The 18,353-nt window shown below is 72.5% G+C and carries 14 protein-coding genes; 5 read left to right on the top strand and 9 right to left on the bottom strand.

Annotated elements, in window-relative coordinates:
* Nucleotides 1–87 precede the first annotated feature (87 nt).
* The gene (locus OG595_RS18045) at nt 88–732 is read left to right on the top strand and encodes a lipoprotein (protein ID WP_329273375.1); all 645 of its coding nucleotides are present in this window, start codon (nt 88–90) and stop codon (nt 730–732) included.
* A 341-nt stretch (nt 733–1,073) separates the two neighbouring features.
* Here the strand turns inward: OG595_RS18045 and OG595_RS18040 are convergent, their stop codons facing one another.
* Both OG595_RS18040 and OG595_RS18035 read right to left on the bottom strand, forming a co-directional pair.
* Nucleotides 1,074–3,299 (bottom strand): 1,4-beta-glucanase, encoded by a 2,226-nt coding sequence (locus tag OG595_RS18040; RefSeq protein ID WP_329273373.1) that lies wholly within the window; start codon nt 3,297–3,299, stop codon nt 1,074–1,076.
* A 321-nt stretch (nt 3,300–3,620) separates the two neighbouring features.
* Complete coding sequence (locus OG595_RS18035) at nt 3,621–4,064, bottom strand: GNAT family N-acetyltransferase (protein WP_329273371.1); 444 nt, start codon at nt 4,062–4,064, stop codon at nt 3,621–3,623.
* 57 nt (nt 4,065–4,121) lie between these two features.
* Here OG595_RS18035 and OG595_RS18030 point away from each other — a divergent pair, with 57 nt between their 5' ends.
* Both OG595_RS18030 and OG595_RS18025 read left to right on the top strand, forming a co-directional pair.
* On the top strand, nt 4,122–4,586 hold the full coding sequence (locus OG595_RS18030) for a GNAT family N-acetyltransferase (RefSeq protein ID WP_329273370.1): 465 nt from the start codon (nt 4,122–4,124) through the stop codon (nt 4,584–4,586).
* A gap of 208 nt (nt 4,587–4,794) precedes the next feature.
* Nucleotides 4,795–6,216: a PAS domain-containing protein gene (locus OG595_RS18025; RefSeq protein ID WP_329273369.1), complete on the top strand. Its 1,422-nt coding sequence runs from the start codon at nt 4,795–4,797 to the stop codon at nt 6,214–6,216.
* 124 nt (nt 6,217–6,340) lie between these two features.
* Here OG595_RS18025 and OG595_RS18020 read toward each other — a convergent pair whose 3' ends face one another.
* Nucleotides 6,341–7,108 carry an SIS domain-containing protein gene (locus OG595_RS18020; protein WP_329282979.1) on the bottom strand — a complete coding sequence of 256 codons (768 nt, stop codon included), beginning with the start codon at nt 7,106–7,108 and terminating at the stop codon, nt 6,341–6,343.
* Nucleotides 7,109–7,407: 299 nt separating this feature from the next.
* Here OG595_RS18020 and OG595_RS18015 point away from each other — a divergent pair, with 299 nt between their 5' ends.
* Together OG595_RS18015 and OG595_RS18010 are read left to right on the top strand one after the other, a co-directional pair.
* On the top strand, nt 7,408–8,100 hold the full coding sequence (locus tag OG595_RS18015; protein ID WP_329273367.1) for a metal-dependent transcriptional regulator: 693 nt from the start codon (nt 7,408–7,410) through the stop codon (nt 8,098–8,100).
* A gap of 633 nt (nt 8,101–8,733) precedes the next feature.
* Nucleotides 8,734–9,615: an alpha/beta fold hydrolase gene (locus OG595_RS18010; RefSeq protein WP_329273365.1), complete on the top strand. Its 882-nt coding sequence runs from the start codon at nt 8,734–8,736 to the stop codon at nt 9,613–9,615.
* A gap of 144 nt (nt 9,616–9,759) precedes the next feature.
* Here the strand turns inward: OG595_RS18010 and OG595_RS18005 are convergent, their stop codons facing one another.
* The 6 genes from OG595_RS18005 to OG595_RS17980 all read right to left on the bottom strand — a co-directional run bounded on the left by OG595_RS18005 (nt 9,760) and on the right by OG595_RS17980 (nt 18,333).
* The gene (locus OG595_RS18005; RefSeq protein WP_329273364.1) at nt 9,760–10,431 is read right to left on the bottom strand and encodes a hypothetical protein; all 672 of its coding nucleotides are present in this window, start codon (nt 10,429–10,431) and stop codon (nt 9,760–9,762) included.
* Complete coding sequence (locus OG595_RS18000; RefSeq protein WP_329273363.1) at nt 10,428–10,592, bottom strand: hypothetical protein; 165 nt, start codon at nt 10,590–10,592, stop codon at nt 10,428–10,430. Before OG595_RS18000 ends, OG595_RS18005 begins: the two co-directional genes overlap by 4 nt.
* A gap of 37 nt (nt 10,593–10,629) precedes the next feature.
* Nucleotides 10,630–14,898, bottom strand: a complete 4,269-nt coding sequence (locus OG595_RS17995) for a CHAT domain-containing protein (protein ID WP_329273362.1) — start codon at nt 14,896–14,898, stop codon at nt 10,630–10,632.
* Between the two features lie 98 nt (nt 14,899–14,996).
* Nucleotides 14,997–15,809, bottom strand: a complete 813-nt coding sequence (locus OG595_RS17990; RefSeq protein WP_329273361.1) for a hypothetical protein — start codon at nt 15,807–15,809, stop codon at nt 14,997–14,999.
* Between the two features lie 152 nt (nt 15,810–15,961).
* Nucleotides 15,962–17,560, bottom strand: a complete 1,599-nt coding sequence (locus OG595_RS17985; RefSeq protein WP_329273360.1) for a transporter — start codon at nt 17,558–17,560, stop codon at nt 15,962–15,964.
* Complete coding sequence (locus tag OG595_RS17980) at nt 17,557–18,333, bottom strand: ABC transporter ATP-binding protein (RefSeq protein ID WP_329273357.1); 777 nt, start codon at nt 18,331–18,333, stop codon at nt 17,557–17,559. The genes OG595_RS17985 and OG595_RS17980 overlap by 4 nt, the downstream gene beginning before the upstream one ends.
* Nucleotides 18,334–18,353: the final 20 nt, after the last annotated feature.

Raw genomic sequence — 18,353 nt, 5'->3', positions numbered from 1 at the left:
CGGCCCTCAGGCCGCCCCGGCCGGGTGACGACGGTCTGTGGCCCGCTCCGATAATGTGTCCCGCTCGAACGAGGGGAGACACGGCACATGCTGGTCGGGGCGGGAAACAGACGGCACGGGCTGGTCCACGTGACGCTGCTGGTGGCGGCGATGACGGCCATGACGACACTGGCGGGCTGTGCGGAGGCGCCGGGCGACGCCGCGAAGGCGAACGGGCCCGCGAGCGCGAGTGCCCCGGCCACGGCGGACGGGACCACCGCCAGGAGCGGCGGCAGTATCGGAGCCGCCGGCTCGGCCTGCGAACTCCCCGTCACCTTCGACACGGCCGAGGACTGGACGGCGGAAGCGGTGCGCACACCGCTGCGCCAGGGCCCCGTCACCCTCGCGTGCGAGGTGGACGCCAAGCCCGCCGGCCACATCGGCTACCTGCGCGCCTGGACAGCCGCCCCGGGCGCCGGCGCCGACGCACGCACCGTCCTGGAGGCCTTCCTGGCCGCCGAAGAGGGCGTGAGCAAGGCGCGGTACAGCACGTTCGAGGTGGGCACCCTCACGGGCGCCGAGGTGGAGTACGCGTACCAGAGCGAGTTCGACGACGCCCCGAAGACGGAGCGCGCCCTCGCGGTCACGACCCCGCGGGGTCCGGTCGTCGTACACCTCGGAGGGCTGGACACCGAGGAACACGAGGCGATGCTCCCGGCGTACGAACTCGCCAAGCGCACCCTGAAGGCATGACGGTCCTCAGGCACTGAACGCAGACGACCCGCGAGCTCGGTCCCTCTGGACGAGGGGCCGGCCGGACGCACCGGCGAGCTCGCGGGTCGGGTGACTGCGTTGGATTCGGCCGGCTGCGTGTCAGTGGCCCACGCTGGTCCGGCACCGCATTGAACGTGGTGGCGAGCCGCTAGCCCGCAGCCACCTCACGCGTCCGGGTTTCACTCATTTACCCGATCACCTCCCATCATGTGTAAGCCACACCCTAGGAAGCGATCGACCGCGCATCAACCGATTATTCGGAGAGGTCCGGACGGAGACGGCGGTGACGCTGGTGAGGGCGGTGGCGGCTGGGACGGCTGTCAGGCGGACTGCCCGAACTGGATGCCCCGGCCGTTGGTGGCCAGGTACACCATGCCGGGAATGCGGGGGTCCCCGGTGATGGCCTGGCCGATCCAGCCCCACTGGTGCTGGTCGTCGTTGATGCGCCGCCAGGTCTTCCCGGCGTCGTCGGAGCGGTGGACGCCGGTGACGCCCTTCACGGTGGCGACCTGGTAGACCGAGAGGTAGGAGGCGCCCTCGGCCGCCGCGCCGAAGCCGAGCGTGTACGAGGCCTCGCAGCTCGCGACCTTCGCGAAGGACCTGCCGCCGTCGGTGGACCGGAACAGCCCGCTGCCCTTGGTACTGAGCCACAGGTCCCCGGAGCGTCCCGGTGCCGCCGCCAACTGGAACCCGGCGTCGCCGGAGGGGAGCCCGGTGGCCCGGGCCGTGAACGTCAGACCCTTGTCGGTGCTGGCGAACAGCTTTCCCGTGCCCGTGTCGTACGCGTACAGGACCGCGGGGTCGGCCGGGTCCGCCACCGGAGTGGCGCCGACGGGGAAGGAGGGGACCTCGGACCAGGTGGCGCCGTTGTCCGCGGAGCGCTGGGCCGGGTGCTTCGAGCCGTCCCAGTGCACGAAGGACCACACCAGCACATCGCCGTCGGCGGTGGTGGCGATCGGCCCCGGTGCCTCCTCGGCGATGGCGGGCTGGGACCCGAAGGGCGTCCAGGTCTGCCCGCCGTCGTTCGAGAAGGCGCCGTTGCCGTTGTCACCCGTGCCCGCGCGGACCACGTAGGACGGCTTCTTCGCGGCCTGCGCGAGGCCCGTCGCCGTGGTGAAGAGGGGGTTGGTCGCCAGACCGCCGGCCGGCGACGCCGTGAGCCGGTCGTGGTAGAGCGTGCCGATGTCCCGTGAGCCGCTGAGCAGGTGTGCCTGGCCGGTCGGGGGCGAGACCAGGAAGAGCACCGAGGTCTCCTCCAGGCCACGGATCTGCGGGGCCCACTTCTTCAGGTCGCGGGTGCCGTAGAGGGTGGCGCCGGTGCCGTAGACGATGTGCTGGGAGTCGAACGGGTCGACGGCGACCATCTGGATCCACCAGCCGAACGTCGGCGCGTCCTTGCCCCACTTGAGGAAGGGCGTCTCCGACACGTCGATGGTCGCCGTGTCCTTGAGGGAGGTCCAGGTCCGGCCCCCGTCGGTGGTGCGGAACAGGGTGTCGCCCGCCGACCAGCGGTTGTTGGTGGTGACGACGACGGTGCCGGTGCGCTGGGGGTCGACGGCGGCCCCGCCGTACCCGAAGCCGTCGGAGCCGCCGGGCTTCACCGGGGTGACGTCGGTCCACGTGCCGGTGGTGGTGGCCAGTTTGCGCACGCTGCCGTCGGACTGGCCGTTGGGGCCGGGGGCGTTGGCGTACGTCACGTACAGCTCCTTGGCGCGGCTGTCGTACGCGGCCCGCATCGGCATCCTGGCCGCGGGCCCGGCCGGCTGCCCCGGGACGGGCACCCACTTGGTGCCGTCGGTGGTGCTGTACAGGGTGACCGCGGCCGAGGTGCCGTCGCCGTCGCCCCAGCCGGCGTACAGGGTGCGCCCGGCGGCGACGAGGAGCGTGACGCCCTGGCCGGAGGCGCTGGGACCGGGCGGGAAGCCCGGCGCGGCGGTCCAGGTGGCGCCCCGGTCCGTCGACTTGAGGAGGCCGTCGTGCCGGGTGCCGAGCCACAGGGTGTCACTGTTGCGCGGGTCCAGGAGGAGACGCTCGCCCGTGCCCCGGCCGTCCTCGTTGGAGCCGAGCTTCACCTTGAGGTCGGTACGGGTCCAGGTGGCCCCGCGGTCGTCGGAGCGCAGGAACGCGCCGTTGCCGGCCCACGACTGGGTGTAGCTGCCGAGGGCGAGGTAGAGGCGGTCCGGCCGGGCGGGGTCGATGGCCAGGGACTCGACGCCGAGGAGGTTCGCGTCGTCCTGGCTGAGCCAGTCCAGCAGCGGGATCCAGCGGGCCGCGCCGTCGTCCCAGCGGTAGGCGCCGCCCATGTCGGTACGGGCGTAGGCGAGACCCTTCACGGCGGGGTGGAACACCACTCCGGTGACGAACCCGGTGCCGCCGACGACCACGTTGCGCCAGTCGTAGGGGGACGCGGCGGTCGCGGTCCCGACCATGGACTCCATGGCCTGGGAACGGCCCTGGAGGGACGGGAGGCCGACGATCGCGGCGGTCGCGGCGCCGGCGGCGGTCCCGGCGAGAACGGAACGCCGGCTCAGATCGGACGCATGCATGACGTACCTCAATCCGTGGAGCTGAGGGGGGAGATCGGGCCACGGTGCGGGTCGGTGACAGTCACGGGGACAGTGGCAGTCACAGTGACCGACTCGAACGATGATCACTCCGGGTCATTGTGCATGCGCTTTGTGTAGTCGGCCGCTCGGGTGCGCCGAGGGACGGTGCGTGTTGGCGGGGCTCCGGGAAGGGTTCACCGCGGGTTGTACGGCGGGCTGTATCGCGGGCCGCACCGTGGGCCTCGCGGCGGTATCCGTGGCGCCTTCTGCACGGGAAGGAACGATTCCGCGGCCGTGCCCCGAACCGGTTCCCGTCGGCGCTCATCCGGCCGGTGTGCGCACCATGAACACGTCCACCGGGTCCTCGCTCTCCACCGTGAACCCGTGCCGCTCGTACAGCCGTCGGGCCGGGCTGCCCTGGAGTACGTCCAGCCGGACGAGGATGCCCTCGCTGTCGCACCGCCCCAGCAGTTCGCGCAGGACGCCCGATCCGATGCCGGTGCCCTGGAGGGCCGGGTCGAGGTAGAAGTGCTCCAGCCAGTGGGCGTCCTCGGCCGGGCGCAGGGCCACGCAGCCCGCGAACTCGCCGCCGACCTCGATCACCCAGGTGTGCGCCGCCCCGAACCCGTCCCGGAACCGCTGCCGGACGCGGTGCTCGTCGTACCGCCCGAGCCGCTCCAGATCCGCCCGCATCACCACGGCCCGCAGTTCCGCCACCGCTTCGACGTCCGACGCCGACGCCGGTCGTATGTCCCAGTCCGCCATGATCGGCACGCTACTACTCCGTTGACGGCCTCCGGGAGCGTGCGATTTCCTGGCGCCGTGTCTGATCTTCGTATCGTCCCCGTGAGTGATGTCGCCGAGGTCGCGCTTCGGGACTGGCGGCACGTCCACAACCTGATCGTCCCGCCCGCCGCCATGGCCCTGGACGACGTACGCGAGCGCAGTGCGCGCTACCGGCTCGAAGTCGCGTATCTCGGTGACACCCTCGTGGGATGTTCCACCGTTCGGCCACCGGAAGGTGAGGGTGGCGAGGCCGTGGCGACCGTCATCGCGCGCGTGCTGCCCGGTTTCCGGCGTCGTGGGTTCGGGGCCGAGATGTACGACCGGGGGCTCGCGCTCGCCCGGGAGCTGGGGGCGGGCCGGATCGAGACCGTCGTACTGGCCGCCAATCGGGAGGGGCTGTCCTTCGCGCGCGGGCACGGGTTCGTGGAGGTCGAGCGGTATGTGCTGGACGGCGGGAGCGACCTCTGGGTCGATCTGCGGCTGGCGGGCGCGGGATCATGAGGGGCCCGGACATTCCGGATGGTCGGTTTGGTCCGGCGGGTGTGGGGCAGGAGGGGCTTGTTCCCGGACTACGGCGAATTTCCGCCGTACAACGATTTCCTTCGAACTTGGGGGAACCCGATGTGCGCTGCGTCACGTTCGAGTTGAATGATGGTGAGTGAGCGAACCGTCGCGCAGTACGTGCGGACGCGGCCTGCAGGGGGTCCAGGTGAGTGCTTCCCGGCGTAGTGGGACCACCGACGAGCTGGGGCCGGACGAACCCGAGAGGGGCGGCCCGGAAGGCTCGGACGGCGGTGGGTTCGATCTGCTCGCCGCCCTTCTCGACGGCATGGACGCCGCCCTGTGCGCCTTCGACGTGGACGGGGTGGTCACCCACTGGAACCGGGAGGCAGAGCGGATTCTCGGGTGGACCGCCGCCGAGGCCGTCGGGCGGCACGGATTCGCCGGATGGGCCGTGCGCAAGGCCGACGCCGAGGAGATCGAGGGGCGGCTGCTGTCGGCGATGCACGCCCCGGGGCGTCAGGTGCACGAGTTCGCGCTGCTGACCAAGGACGGCGGGCGGGTGCTCGTCCGGACCCAGTCCGCCGCCGTGCGCGGTCCCGACGGCAAGCCCGCCGGGCTGTACTGCGCCTTCAGCGAAGTGCACGCCCAGATAGACCTGGAGCGGTCGATCGCGCTGAGCGAGGCGTTGTTCGAGGACGCCAGCTGGGGTGTCGTGCTCGTCGACGTCGATCTGCGGCCCGCCGTCGTCAACGCGCACGCCGCCCGCTCGCTCGGCACCGGCCGTACCGCCGTGCTCGGGCGGCCCCTCGGGGAACTGCTCGCGCAGGGTGTCGAGGAGTTGGAGGGCGCGCTGGCGCACGTGCTCGCCGAGGGCGCGCCGCCCGCGCCCGCCGAGATGTGGGTGAGCGTGCGGACGCCCGAGGGCGAGAAGCGGCGCTGCTGGCGGAGCGGGTTCCTGAGACTTGCCTCGCCGCTCACCGAGGAGCCGGTTCCGCTCGGGGTGGGGTGGCTGTTCCAGGACATCACCGAAAGCAAGCAGGTCGAGCAGGAAGCGGCCCAGCTGCGGTTCCGCACCCACCAGCTGCACCGTGCCGCACGGGCCGCCGCCGAGTGCGAGGACCCCGCCGAGGCCGCCACCGTGCACCTGGACTTCGCCCTGGCCGGCTTCGCCGACCACGCGCTCATCGACCGGATCGCCCTCATCGGCGGCGAGGCGGCCGACGGTACGGCGGACGACGGTGACGGGCCGATACGGCTGGTCCGCGCCGCCGCCACGCCCTCCGGGGCGCCGGGGCCCAGCGTCCTCGCCGGTCAGGCCGGACTCCCGGTGCGCTACGGCGACGGGCACCCGGCCGTGCAGTGCGTCGAGCGGGCCGGGTCCGTGCGGGCGAGCGCCGGGTCGTACGCCGCGGAGCAGGCCCAGGAGTGGGCCGTCCAGCGCCGGTGGCCGCCCGACTCGGTCCACGCGCTGTGCGCGGTGCTGCGCAGCCGCGGGCGCACCCTGGGCGTCGTGACGTTTCTGCGGGGCGCCGGGCGGAGCCAGTTCGAGCGCACGGACGCGATGTACGCGGAGGACGTGGCCGCCCGGATCGCGACAGCCCTGGACCTGGCCGCACTCGGCAAGTAGGGCCCCAGGCAAGCCGGTTCGGGCACGAACCTCGCGAACGAGGTACGTACGCGAGGTTCGTACGCGATTTTCGTGCGCGGGGTTCGGGCGCGAGGTTCGTGTACGAAGTCGTCGCGGGTGCCGCTCACCGTTCGTAGAAGATCCGGTCCCCGTACTGCTTCAGGATGCGGGCGTTCCAGTCGTGGCCGCCGTCCACGTTGCCGGAGCGCAGCAGCGGGGGCTCGATGCCCCGTTCCGCCAGGATGCCCGCCGCCGTCGCCATGACCGACTGGAGCAGGGCCGACGTGACGACCGTGGAGGCGGGAGCGAAGGGCGCCGGGACGGTGTCGAGGGTGAGTACGGCGTCGCCGGGGGCGATCTTCGAGTCGAGGACGACGTCACAGTGGTCCTTGAGGAACGTGCCCGAGGCGTTCCGGGGCGTCGTCTCCGTCGCGTACGCCACCGAGGTCACGCCGATGACCCGCGCACCCAGGGCACGCGCGTGCAGCGCCATCTCCACCGGGAGGGCGTTGCGGCCGGAGAGGGAGATGATCACGAGCACGTCCCCGGCCCGCAGCGGTGACGTGTCCAGGACGGCGGTGGCCAGACCGTCGACGCGCTCCAGGGCGGAGCCCAGTGTGGCCGGCATGACGTCGACGCCGACGACGCCGGGCACGGCCAGCAGGTTCATCAGGGCGAGGCCGCCCGCGCGGTAGACGAGGTCCTGCGCGGCGAGGGAGGAGTGCCCGGCGCCGAAGGCGAACAGGCGCCCCTCGGCGGCCACGGTGTCGGCGATGAGCGTGCCGGCGGCCGTCACGGCGTCCGCCTCCTCGTCGCGGACCCGCTCCAGCAGCCCGATCGCGGCGTCGAGGAACCGCCCGGCCAGTTGTCCGGTCGGCTTGCTGTCGCTCATTTCCGGCATGTCCGGGGCCCCTCGGAGGTTCGAAGCGTCTTCGAAGAGTCTTCGAAGCGTCTGCGTCGCCGATCACGGTGAGGTCTGGACCACTGCCCTGTCAACAGCGAGACCGGTCGTTCCCGCGTCCGCCGCCGTACCCTCGGTGAAACGTGCTGTCTACCCGGCCGCGAGGATCTGTAACCGCGTGGTTCCCCCGCGGCGGCACGGTTGTCAGTGGTATGCGTCAGAATTGAAGCCAGGGCCAGCGCACGCGCCGGAGCCGTCGAGCCTCCGGCACATCTCATCAAGGGGCACGAATGTCCGGACTGATCGATACGACGGAGATGTATCTCCGCACCATCCTCGAGCTGGAGGAGGAAGGTGTGGTCCCCATGCGCGCCCGGATCGCCGAGCGGCTGGACCAGAGCGGCCCGACGGTCAGCCAGACCGTGGCCCGGATGGAGCGCGACGGTCTGGTGGCGGTCGCCAGCGACCGGCACCTGGAACTCACGGACGAGGGCCGCCGCCTCGCCACCCGCGTCATGCGCAAGCACCGGCTCGCCGAGTGTCTGCTCGTCGACGTGATCGGCCTGGAGTGGGAGCAGGTCCACGCGGAGGCGTGTCGCTGGGAGCACGTGATGAGCGAGGCCGTGGAGCGCCGCGTTCTCGAACTGCTGCGCCACCCCACCGAGTCGCCGTACGGCAACCCGATCCCGGGCCTGGAGGAGCTGGGCGAGAAGGACGGCGCGGACCCCTTCCTCGACGAGGGCATGGTCTCGCTGGCCGACCTCGACCCGGGCGTGGACGGCAAGACGGTCGTCGTACGGCGGATCGGCGAGCCCATCCAGACGGACGCGCAGCTGATGTACACGCTGCGCCGCGCGGGTGTGCAGCCCGGTTCGGTGGTGAGCGTGACCGAGGCGGCCGGCGGGGTGCTGGTCGGCAGCGGTGGCGAGGCGGCCGAGCTGGAGTCGGAGGTGGCCTCGCACGTGTTCGTGGCGAAGCGCTGACCCGGCGCCCGCCGTGACGCCGGTTGCCGCACCGTCAACTCCTGTGGCCTACGAGGAACTTGCCGTGTCCTGGGATTCGCGCAGTTCGGGGGCGGCAATCCAAGATTCAGTGTGCGGAATCGCAGCGCTCGGCCGTTTCGCGTGCCACGCTGTCGCGATAGGCATATGACTTGAGGGCTCTTGGCCGGGTGCGGCAGCGGTGTCGCCCGGCGGGGGAGGGGGAGCGTGAGGATGTGCCACGGACGTGAAGAGGGCCCCGGCGCCAAGTGGCGCCGGGGCCTGTCCTCCCCTGTGCTGACCCGGAGCCCCGAGCTCCCAGGGTCATCCCCTACGGACCGTTTTCCCCGAGCGGTCCGCCTCCCGCAGAAGATCTCCCCTCGGCCGCACGGATCATTCCCTGAGCGGTGTCACTCGAACGAGGGGTGTTACGGCCGGAGACCGCATTTTCGAATAACCATTCGATAACCTGTGATCCAGCGACGCACCGAGATCTGACGCACCGAGATCTGACGCACCGATCTGATGCAGCGCAGTGATCCAGCGATCCGATCCCTTGATCTGATCCGGTGATCTGATCCGGTGATCCAGCAATCGGCAGAGGAAACTTCGATAGCTAGGGGGGTGCCAGGACCCATGGCGCGGCGTATCGACGTGACCGGCGCGGGCGGCGTGCGCCTCGCTGCCTGGGAGTTCGCCGACCCTCCCAAGACCGGCGAGGAACAGGCCCGGGTCGGAACACCCGAGCAGGCACCCGGCGTGCTGTTACTGCACGGGCTCATGGGCCGTGCCTCGCACTGGGCGTCAGCCGCCCGCTGGCTGGGCGAGCGGCACCGGGCCGTCGCACTCGACCAGCGGGGCCACGGCCAGAGCGACCGTCCGCCCGGCGACATCTACACCCGTGAGGCGTACGTCGAGGACGCCGAGGCGGCGATCGAACAGCTCGGCCTCGGCCCGGTCGTCCTCATCGGCCACGCCATGGGTGCCCTGACCGCCTGGCAGCTCGCCGCGAAACGCCCCGACCTGGTGCACGGTCTGATCATCTGCGACATGCGGGCGTCGGCGCTGGGCGCCGCCTCCCAGCGCGAGTGGGAGGACTGGTTCAAGGCCTGGCCGGTCCCCTTCGCCACCCTCGCCGACGTACGCAAGTGGTTCGGTGAGGACGATCCCTGGGTGGAGCGGCCCAGCCCCTCGCGCGGTGAGTTCTACGCCGAGGTGATGCAGGAGGCATCCGACGGCTGGCGCCCCGTCTTCGAGCCCGAGCAGATGCTGAAGTCCCGCGAGACCTGGGTGTTCGACGCGCACTGGGAGGAGCTGACGCAGGTCCAGTGCCCCACCCTGGTCGTGCGCGGCCTGGACGGTGAACTGGGCCGGGCGGAGGCGCAGGAGATGGTCCGTGTCCTGCCGAGGGGCGAGTACGCGGAGGTGGCCGACGCCGGCCATCTCGTGCACTACGACCAGCCGGACGCCTGGCGTGCCGCCATCGAACCGTTCCTGGAAGGCGTACTGACGAGCTAGCGCCCGCCGGGCGGGCGGTTCCTCCGCCCACCGGTTCGCCGGTGAACGGAGAGTTGGTCGCGCCGCCGCCCCCGCGCCCCTGGGGGCGTACGGACCGCTCGATGCCTCGGCTCGGCTCGTCCCGGCTCAACCCGGCTACCCGGCTCAGCCCTTGCCGCCTCCGCCCGTCACCGTGAGGAAGGCGACCGCCCCGGCCGCGACGAGGGCCACCGCGAGCAGGCACCAGCGGCGGGCCTCGTGGAAGGCAGCCCGGATCTGCCAGACGTGCGCCATGGCGAGCAGCCAGCGGACGAAGGGGTCCGTGCGGGCGATGTTGGCCTTCGCCCGGTCCAGATGCCCCCGCAGCTGCGCCCGGCGGTGCGGGTCGGTCTCGGCCGCGAGCGCGCGGTGGATGTTGACGGCGACGGCACGGTGACGCAGCAGGTCGTCGACGCCGGTGGCGGCGGAGCCGAAGAAGTCGGCGGGGGAGGCGTCGATCAGCTCCCGCAGGCCGCGTGCCGCCGGGGTGCCGAGCGTGGCCGCCGTGGTGATCGGCGGTACGAGCACCCGGCTGACCTGCCAGACGGCGAGGCAGACCCCGGTGAGCGCGACGACCAGCGCAGCGCCGGCGACCAGCGCCTCGCCCAGCCCGTGCACCTTCCCGACGGCCACCAGCGGCCCGCCGCCGACGAGCGCGACCCCGACGGCACCGAACGAGGCGATCATCCACCGTGCGGCGGCCCGCAGTTCGGGTACGGCGTCGAGCGGCGAGGGGAGGGTGTCGAAGGGCGTGACGACAGCCGGTTCGGACGGCGCCGACGGCGGTTCCGCGGTCACTGCGGCCAGTCCTCCGTGGTGGGGGAGTCCTTGGTCAGCGCCTGGGGCGGCCCGTCGTCGTCGGGCACGTCCGGGTACAGGACCCACGCCGTACCGTCGTAGAACTCCAGCACGCCGTCGTCGCCGAGCCGTACTTCGTTGATCTTCGGGGCGTCCGCCATAGGCGCAGTATCCCAGGCGGCAGCCGCCGCCGGCCGGTCAACGGGCCGTGGCCTCGACGTCGTTGAGGAAGTGCAGCACCGAGGCGACCGCCGCCCGCTGGGTCGGCTCCCGAAGCCCGGCGGCGAGCCCGGGGGCGCGTTCGCCGGCGAGAATCCGCTCCAGGACGGAGGCCAGCTCCGCGAGGTCGGGGTCGGAGGCGAACCCGTCCAGGTTCTCGCGGTTCACCTCGCCGGTGCCGTCCTGGCCCAGAGCGGCGGCGACGAAGCTGCCGAGGGCGATACCGAGATACATCAGGGTCCACAGTTCGACGGGTACGGTCACCCGGCCGGCCAGCGCGTCGAGGGCGCGCCGTGCCACCGGGGCGTCGAGGGGGCCCAGCCCGGCGAGGACATCCGGCCCGCGCTCACCGCCCTGGATCCGGCCCAGTACGGCGGCCAGGGGGGCGAACACCGGGTCCGACCCGCCGAGTTGGAGAAGGTGTTGGCGCAGCTTCACCTTCGCCGCCGTGTTGCGCCGCTCGGCGGCCACCAGCGCCGCGAGCGCCGGCTCCCACACCATGCCCCACGCCGCCGCCCGCACGGCGCCCAGCAGGTCGGGCCCCGCCTCCTCGGCACTCGTGCGGGCCTCCCCGACCAGCGCGGCGAGCGTCTCCCGGGCGCGGGCGAGCCCGGGGTCCAGACCGGCCAGCAGCCGGTCCAGGGCCACCCCGGGAACCTCACCCACCCGCGCACACAACTCCTCTATGTCCGAGGGCAGTTGAGCCTCGGCGGCGGTTCCGAAATCCCGCAGGTCGCCCACCACGGCCAGCGCCGCGTTCATCGTCCGGCCGCCCCCGCTGAGGCGGGCGAGCAGCGCCCCCGCGAGATGGTGGGAGACGGCGCCCGCCGCGTCCCGGGCGTGGGTCTGGAGATAGGTGCCCAGGTTGGTGTGGCCGACCGCGACCAGCGCCGGGAACCCCGCCCGGTACGCGTACCGCAGACTGTCCCGCTCCCGGGCGATCGCCACCTCGCCATGCCCGCGCACGTCCGCCACATTCGCGAGCGCCCCGAACACCTCACCCAGGTACAGGAAGTCCCCGGCGCCCTCGAAGACCTCCCGGCACTCCTCCAGCAGCCGCAGCGCGTCCTCCGTGCGGCCCAGGCGCAGCAACGGCATGTACGCGGGCAGCCGGGCCTGCGCGAAGTCGGTGACCGGCGCGCCGCGCGCCCACTTGGACTCGCACAGGTCGTCGGCGTACTCCAGCGCGCGCCGCCACTCGCCCGCATCGATCGCGGCCCGCTGCCCGGTGTCGCACAGCTCCTCCCAGACCTCCCACCAGTCGACCCCCTCCCGGGGCCCGCGTTCCCGGGGCACGTCACGCATCCGCCGGTGCAGGGCGTCGGTCTCGGCGAGGGCCTCCCCGGCCCGGTCGGTCTGCGACAGGACGTGCAGGCGCTGTACCTCGTACAGGAGCGTCGTCCAGATGCCCAGGCCGGCCCGCCGCGCGTGGTCGGCGCCCTGTTCGGCGAGGGCGAGTGCCTCCGTCAGGCGTCCCGTGCGTACGCAGAGGTCGACCAGGCCGCTGGTCGCGGTGGCGGCGGCGGAGTGGTCGCCGTGTTCGAGCGCCGAGGCCAGGGCGCCGCGTTCCTGTCGTTCGGCGAGGACCGGGTCGGTCTCGCTCAGCACCCGCGCCAACGCCTCCGTCGGTGGCGCGGTCCCACCGCCCGGCGCGGACGCGGCGCGGGCCGCGATCCGGCGCAGCAGGGGCAGTACGCGGGCCCTGGTGGGAGCGGACGTGTCCCGGCGCAGCACGGCTTCCAGCAGGGTCGCGGCGGACGGCTCCTGCCGCAGCCGGATCAGATAGGGCGCGGCGGCCAGCGCGGCGTGCGTGAGCAGCGGCCCGGCCAGCCGGGCGCCCTCGGCGTCGGTGCCCTCGCGGGTCCACGCCATCTCGAACACGTGCAGCCAGTACCCCGACATCCGCGTGTCGACCAGCTCCCGGACCCGCGCACCGGCCCGCGCCCGCCCCTCGGCGGCGACGGCGGCCTGGATCTCGTACGACTGTCCGGGCCGCGGGGTGAGCAGGCCCTGGGCCACCAGTGTCCGGAGCGCCGCCCCGACCGGTGTGTCCGCGTGGCCGAGTCGGGTGCGCAGGTCGGGCCAGTTGTGGTCCACGGCCGGACGGGTGCGGTCGGCCTCCTCCAGACAGCACAGGACATGGAACAGGTCGCTTTCGGCGGGGGCGAGTTCGGCGGCGATGCCGGTGGACCAGGCGCGCAGTACGCGTAGATGCTCGTCGGCGTCGGCGGTGTCATCGGCGGTGCCGTCTGTCCCGTCGGCCGTCGATGCCCGGTTTCCGGCGGCCAGCAGCCGGGTCAGACGCTCCGGATCGGTGGCCTGGGCGTCGGCCAGCTCCAGCAACCTCGGGTGGCCCTGGGCGAGTCGGAGCAGCCCGGTGGCGAGTCGCCGGGCTGCCGCGGGTGGCGTGCCGGGGAGCCGGCCGTCGATCAGGCGGGCCAGGTGAGGCAGTTCGCGGGCGAGCAACAGGGACTCGTCGGGGGTCAGCAGGTCGACCGGTTCGGTGCGCACGTGCGGACCGAGTCCGGCCGGCCGGACCCGCCCGCACAGGATCAGGCGCCCCGCCCCGGAGTGGCCGGACAACGCGGCGATCACATCCCCCCAACTCCGGTCCCGCCAGCCCTTGTCGGGGGTCAGCAGCGCGTCGATGCCGTCGACGACCAGCAGTGCCCGCTCCCGCTCCAGCCACGAGGCGACGGCGCCCACGAAGCCCTTCGCCGACTGTCCGGTCCCTCCGCTCCCGCTCTCGCCCACGTCCAGCAGATGCAGGCAGCGCAGTCCCGGCACCGCCTGTTCCAGGGTCAGCGCGAAGGAGGCGAGTACTTCCTCCGGGTAACGCCGCTCCTGTTCCTGGGGTGCCGTGAACCAGACGACCCGCTCGAAGGCGTGCGCGTGTGTCGCGGCCAACTCCCTCGCGCACGCGGTCTTTCCGGCCCCCGGCATGCCTTGCAGCAGCACCCCGCGGAGCCCGCTGCGGGGGGCCAGTACGGCGCCGGCACGGGCGAGGAGGGCGATGCGACCGACGAAGTACTGCGGTTCGGGCGGGAGTTGGGCGGCCGGGTCCTGCCCGGCGGTACCCGTCCCGCCCGGCGCCTCACCCGTCGGCGTACCCAGCGGCGCGTCCAGCGTGAGCCCCACCGCCCGCGCCCCGAACAGTGCGGGAGTCGCCGCCCGGAGAGCGGACGCGGGCAACCCCTCCGCCGGGGAGCCGGCCGCCGACAGCTCGGCCACCACCTCGGCCAGCGCCCGGGGCAACACCCTTCCCTCGACGACCAGTCGCCGGTAGAGCCGTTCGGCGAGGGCGATCGCGAACCCGTCCTCCACCGGGTACCGCATGGCCAGCACCGCACACCCGAGCCGCTCGACGAGGTCCCCGGCGACAGCCCCGACCACGGGTCCGGGTCCCTCGGAACCGCCGGAGGCCTCGTCGCCCGCCGGAGCCCCGGCCGCCGCCGACCAGCACGCGGACAGGGTGACCAGGGAGACACCACGGGCGGCGCCGACAAGGTCGACGAGTTCGGGCGCCCGGATCCGGTCGGGGCGCCCGGCGTCGGTCTCCAGAAGGAGTTCGCCGGGGCTGCCGTGGCCGGAGACATGGACGAGGTCCCAGCCGGCCGGCCGCGCCAGTACGGCACGCAGCCGCTCGCGCGTCACCCCGTACTGCAGTGTGTGCACCTCCACCGCACGCCCGGAGTGTGCCGCGTCCGTGAACAGCCGGGTCAGCGCGAGCCGTTCGCGCCGCAGGTTCAGCGCCCGGCTGCCCTCGGGCAGACTGAACAGCGCCAACACCCTTACAGGCCGCTCCCTTTCGCGTTCCCCGCACGCGCGCCCCGCACCCCACTGCGTCACCAGGGTCACGTCCTGGACGGCCAGTGGCCGCCCCTCCGCGTGAGCCAGCTCCAGGGGGACGAACATCAGGCGCCGCGCGGTCGGCACGTCTCTCGGCACGACGACCCGTACCACCGCCGGGGCCGCCGCGAGCAGCGCGGGCGCGACGGGCCCGAGGACCTCCGTGCCGATCCATGTGCCCACGTCCCGGACGATCTCCCGTTCCCGCGCGGCCCGTACGTCCGGGGCGGCGTGCCGGCGCAGATACCCCGGCAGGTCGAGGAACGCCTCGTAGTGCGGGCCGGTCGGGTCGAGGCGGACCTCGTGCCGGGCGAGGACCCCGCCGTCCGGCGCCACCAGCACCCACCGCCAGCGGTCGGGTCCGGCGAAGTCCTCGACGCGCAGTGTCAGTTCGACCATGGCCCGATCGGGATCGGGATCACCGGCCTCATAGGTCGGGCCGGTCGGACCGATGGGGCCGGTCGGACCGATCCGACCGGGCTGGTCCGGCATCGGGGTCAGACCCCGAACTGGCTGCGCAGGCCCTTGATGATGGCGAGCGTCTGCTCCACGCCGGCGCGCACGGGGTGACCGGCGGGGAGTTCCCGCAGCCCGCGCGTGTACATGTCCTCCGCCGTGCTCATGTGCTCGTGATGGCCGGTCTGTACGAGCCCGAGGAGTGCGCCGCCGAGGTTGATGAGGCGCATCGCGTGCATCGGATGGTCGTCCGGGGTGTCGCGCAGTGCGGCGCGGGCGTGTTTGGCGGCCTCGTTCAGGATGGCGCCGTCGTTGTTGGTACGCCCTTTGCGGAGCAGGGAGTTGGCGAGGTTGGACTCCTGCGCGACCCGTTCCTCGTTCAGCCCGGTGGCGCGCACCGGCATGATGTCGAGGCAGCCGCGGTACAGGGCGATGGCCTCGTCGATGGACTCCTCGTCCTTGGTGCTGTCGTAGACCTCCTGGAGGGCGGTGGCCAGGGAGGACATGTGCCGGGGGAGCACCGGGTCGCCGGGCAGGGACTTGTCGACTGCCTGGCGGCCGTAGTCGACGGACTTGATCAGATCGGCGGATCCGCGCTCCCGTTCCCAGCAGAGCCGGTGCAGCATGCACAGCGAGGAGAGGGCGGCGGCGTGGCGGATGTCGGTGACCGGGTAGACCTCCAGGGCCAGTTCGGCGGCCTGGAGCGAACCGCGCAGCAGTTTCGGGTCGCCGGTGCGGCCGTACGCCTGCCGCAGGTCGTCGGAGACACCGAGGGGTTCGAGGTTCTCGAACTCCGCCTCCACAGCGCGCTGTTCATTGCTCTTGGACTTGGATCTGCCGAACCATCTGGCCATGCGCAGGCTCCCCCCTGAACGCTTTCGTCACCCCCTCAATCCCCACGATTCGCGCCTCAAACCCCTTATGCCGCAGGCAAGTTCGGCCCGTGCGTAGACCTTTGCGCAGACCTGTACGCCGGCCTGCGCGCGAGTCGCGGTCCCGGCCGGGTTCAGCCCCTGCTGACCGCCGCCAGGATCTCCGGCAGCCGCTGCGCCGTGCGCGGGGCGGAGAGCCGCAGCCCGAGGAGTATCAGCAGGGCGCCGTACCCGGCGCCGACGGGCAGCAGCAGCCAGGTCCAGCGGTCGCCGTCCGCGGCGGCGTTCAGCCAGATGGTGAGGGTGATGACCGGGGCGCACAGCAGGGCCGCCCCGACCATGCCGCCCAGAATGGCGACCGTGGCGAGCCCGGACTGTCCCGGGGCGACGTTCTTGTACCCCTCCTGCGGGATGGAGTACGGGTACCGGGCCGACGACCAGGCCCCGGCCGCCAGCATCGCCCCCAGCAGTGCCAGGGACAGTCCGAGCGCCTCCGGCAGGGTGGCCCAGTCGTCGAGCAGCGCGGTGGTGAGAACGACCACGAGGGTGGCGTACGGCAGGCTGATCAGCAGCAACGCCAGTGTCCGGCCGCGCAGTTCGACGTACGCGTCCCGGGTGGAGGAGATCGTCATCGCGACCATCCAGAAGGCGGAGGTGTCCTGGCCGAACTGGTTGTACATCTGGATGCCGAGCATCCCGGCCGCGAAGCAGGCGAAGTAGATCGAACCGGTGCCCTGCAACGCGTTGAACACCGGCACGATCAGCCCGATCGCGAGCGAGGTCACCCAGGCGGCCTTCGTCTTGGGGTCCCGCCACGCGTACCGCAGACTCCGCTCCATGACGGTCCCGGTACGCCCGTCCGGCAGCAGCCGCGCGAGCCCGCCGGACGCCCGCTCCCGCCTTCCGGCCGGCTCGGCGGCCTGGAGTGTGGACCCGTCGGGAGAGGTCATCAGCCGGGTGAGGGTCCCCGACCAGAGCCGCAGCAGCAACACCAACGCCGCCGCACCGAGGGCGAGTCGGGCGACCGCGACCCCGTACGAGCCCTCGCTCGCCGAGTCCACCGCCCCGAGGGCGGAAGCGGGCGGGATCCACGCCAACACATCGGCGGCCGGGTCGAGTTGGCCGAGTCCGGCCGAACCGAGTTGTTGCATACCGAAGTTGACGAGCTGCGCTCCGATCGCGACGACCAGCCCGCTGAGTACGGCGAGATCGCGCCCCTTGCGGCTGCTGAGCAGCCGGACGTTGGCGGCGGCGACCGCCCGCGCGAGCGCCACGCACACCAGCAGGGCGAGCGGGACGGCGACGAGCGACACGACGAACGCCGCCGTCCCGTGCGCCAGCGCGATCACCGACCCGACGAGCAGGGACAGCGTGAACAGCGGCCCGATGCCGACGAGCGAGGCCGCGAGCAGCGCCCGGACCAGTGGCCGGGGGCGCAGCGGAAGCATCACCAGGCGGGTCGGGTCGAGGGTCTCGTCCCCGCTGGGAAAGAACAGCGGCATGAAGGCCCAGCCCAGCGCCATGACGGCGAGAAGGAGGACGGTGACGGACGCGGCGTGCGCGTTGCCGCGCAGGGCGAGCAGCCCGAGGAACTGGAGGGCGGCGATCAGCAGCACGACGACGACGGAGAGGAGGTACGCGGCCCGCCGCCCCGCGGACTGCCGCAGCCCGTTGCGCAGCAGCGACAGCTTCAGCCTTACGACGACGGCCGTGACCGACCCTTCGCCCGTCACCGGGCGCCGCCGCCCAGCCAGTCCAGGTGGGTCCCGTGGTCGAGCCCGCCCGCACCGACGAGTTCGAGGAACGCCTGCTGCAACGAGGGCGCGTCACCGCGCACCTCGGCCAGTGTGCCGTGCGCCCGGATCCGTCCCGCCGCCATCACCGCGACCCAGTCGCACAGCGACTCGACCAGCTCCATGACGTGGGAGGAGAAGACGACGGTGGCACCCGAGGCCGTGTACCGCTCCAGCACACCCCGGATGATCTGGGCCGACACCGGGTCCACGCCCTCGAACGGCTCGTCGAGGAACAGGACTTCGGGATTGTGGAGGAGAGCGGCGGCCAGGCCGATCTTCTTGCGCATGCCGGTCGAGTAGTCGACGACGAGCTTGTGCTGGGCTCCGGCGAGGTCGAGGACGTCGAGCAGTTGGGCGGCCCGCTTGTCGACCTCGGCGCCGGGCAGCCCGCGCAACCGGCCCGAGTAGGCGAGGAGTTCACGCCCGGACAGCCGCTCGAAGAGCCGAAGCCCTTCGGGCAGCACCCCGATCCGTGCCTTGACCTCGACCGGGTCGCGCCACACGTCGTGCCCGACGACCTCCACGGTGCCCTGGTCGGGCCGCAGGAGCCCGGTCACCATCGAGAGCGTGGTGGTCTTCCCGGCCCCGTTCGGCCCGACGAGCCCGACGAACTTCCCCGCAGGCAACTCCAGATCGATCCCGGCAACAGCAACCTGCTGCCCGAACCGCTTCCAGAGCCCCTGCACCCGTACGGCGGCACCATTGACCATGCGGTCACCCTAAGGTTTTT

The sequence above is a fragment of the Streptomyces sp. NBC_01451 genome (assembly GCF_036227485.1).
GTDB lineage: Bacteria > Actinomycetota > Actinomycetes > Streptomycetales > Streptomycetaceae > Streptomyces.
This window is presented reverse-complemented; position numbering and strand designations above follow the sequence as displayed.

Bases quoted from the DNA above. Each gene is read 5' to 3' on its own strand.
- OG595_RS18045 (WP_329273375.1), top strand. From the start codon at position 88: ATGCTGGTCGGGGCGGGAAACAGACGGCACGGGCTGGTCCACGTGACG.
- OG595_RS18015 (WP_329273367.1), top strand. From the start codon at position 7,408: ATGTCCGGACTGATCGATACGACGGAGATGTATCTCCGCACCATCCTC.
- OG595_RS18040 (WP_329273373.1), bottom strand. From the start codon at position 3,299: ATGCATGCGTCCGATCTGAGCCGGCGTTCCGTTCTCGCCGGGACCGCC.
- OG595_RS18035 (WP_329273371.1), bottom strand. From the start codon at position 4,064: ATGGCGGACTGGGACATACGACCGGCGTCGGCGTCGGACGTCGAAGCG.
- OG595_RS17995 (WP_329273362.1), bottom strand. From the start codon at position 14,898: ATGGTCGAACTGACACTGCGCGTCGAGGACTTCGCCGGACCCGACCGC.
- OG595_RS17990 (WP_329273361.1), bottom strand. From the start codon at position 15,809: ATGGCCAGATGGTTCGGCAGATCCAAGTCCAAGAGCAATGAACAGCGC.
- OG595_RS18000 (WP_329273363.1), bottom strand. From the start codon at position 10,592: ATGGCGGACGCCCCGAAGATCAACGAAGTACGGCTCGGCGACGACGGC.
- OG595_RS17980 (WP_329273357.1), bottom strand. From the start codon at position 18,333: ATGGTCAATGGTGCCGCCGTACGGGTGCAGGGGCTCTGGAAGCGGTTC.
- OG595_RS18010 (WP_329273365.1), top strand. From the start codon at position 8,734: ATGGCGCGGCGTATCGACGTGACCGGCGCGGGCGGCGTGCGCCTCGCT.
- OG595_RS18020 (WP_329282979.1), bottom strand. From the start codon at position 7,108: ATGAGCGACAGCAAGCCGACCGGACAACTGGCCGGGCGGTTCCTCGAC.